General features: G+C 34.1%; 2 protein-coding genes. One reads left to right on the forward strand and one right to left on the reverse strand.

Features of this window, described 5'->3' with window-relative positions; all coding sequences use genetic code 11:
* Positions 1 to 174: 174 nt before the first annotated feature.
* Entirely contained in the window at positions 175 to 996 is an 822-nt protein-coding gene (gene dapD / locus HET73_RS07430) for a 2,3,4,5-tetrahydropyridine-2,6-dicarboxylate N-succinyltransferase (RefSeq protein ID WP_174133156.1), read from the reverse strand.
* 71 nt (positions 997 to 1,067) lie between these two features.
* Between dapD and HET73_RS07435 the strand changes: the two genes are divergently transcribed.
* On the forward strand, positions 1,068 to 1,451 hold a 384-nt coding region (locus tag HET73_RS07435), incomplete at its 3' end, for a zinc-ribbon domain-containing protein (protein WP_174134296.1).

Below are 1,451 nucleotides of genomic sequence, written 5' to 3' on the forward strand. Positions count from 1 at the left end.
CAGGGGGTCTATTTTTCTAATAGAGGCAGAAAATACAAACTTAGTAAGCAATATGAAGGTTTGATCTCAAACTGTGGATTTAATCCAGCAAACAAGAATTAAAAGAATTGGCATAGTCAATTGTTTATAGTTGCATGACATTATTTACATAGCATCATACTGTAAATATATAGGTTAACCCCTCAATATTTCATTTATAGAAGTTTTCAATCTTGTCTTTTCATCCACTTTTTTTACTATAACTGCACAATAGGTTGAAATGTTATTTTCAGATGAAGTAGATCCTGGCACTACTACAGAGTAAGGTGGCACTTCACCATAAAGTACTTTACCAGTTTCTCTGTCAATAATTTTTGTTGATGCTCCAATAAAAACTCCCATGCCTAAGACAGATCCTTCTCTTATTATAACACCTTCGGCTACCTCGCTACGCGCTCCTATAAAGCAATTATCCTCTATAATAACCGGAGAAGCTTGAATAGGTTCTAAAACTCCACCAATTCCCACTCCTCCAGAGATATGGCAATTTTCCCCTACTTGTGCACAGCTACCAACTGTTGACCAGGTGTCTATCATTGTACCAGAACCAATATACGCACCAACGTTAATAAAACTTGGCATAAGAACAACGTTTGTACTTATGTAAGCGGATTGACGGACAAAACACCCAGGAACTGCCCTAATTTTTGACTGGCTAAATCTTTCTTCATTCCATCCATCAAACTTATTGTTGATCTTATCACACCACCAATTGTTATTACCAATTATTCTGCTCTCTTCAGTAAGAAAATTTAATAATATTGCCTGCTTTATCCATGTATGTACTATCCACTCTCCATCTGACAGCCTTTCTGCCACTCTAATTTTACCATTATCTAGGAGTTTAATTACCTCTCCAATTATCGCTCTTGCCGTTTTTCCTGCACTGCAATTGTTAAGTTCATTCCTATTTTTCCAAATATTTTCTACATCATTCTGTATTTTTTCTAGTTTCATTTATTACATATTGACGATAAGTTTACAGTTCTATATAATCTAAGCTTGTTACTACTTTACACGTAAGTGTTGTGAAAATACAATGCAATAATTGTACTAAAACTTACTCAATACCTTCCGAGCAAATAGGTGAATCTGGGAGAAAAGTGAAGTGTACAAACTGTGATCATACATGGTATGAATATTTACAAGAATCAAACAAGTTGCATACTGCTATTACACAAAAGAAAGCCGGCGGAAGGGATTTTTTAGTGTTTACTACTTTAGCTTTTGCTGTAGTAACAGGATTATGTGTTGTAGTAGCTAATCCAAAAGAAGTGAGCAAGGTATATAAAACAATCAGTTCATATAAGGACTCAATAAGCTATAAAATAGGTTACAAAAAAAAGAAAATCAATAGCCCAAGTGTAAAAAAGCTTGCTACAAATAAATTTTATCAAGACTACCTTTTTTTA

This window comes from Wolbachia endosymbiont of Atemnus politus (genome assembly GCF_013309895.1).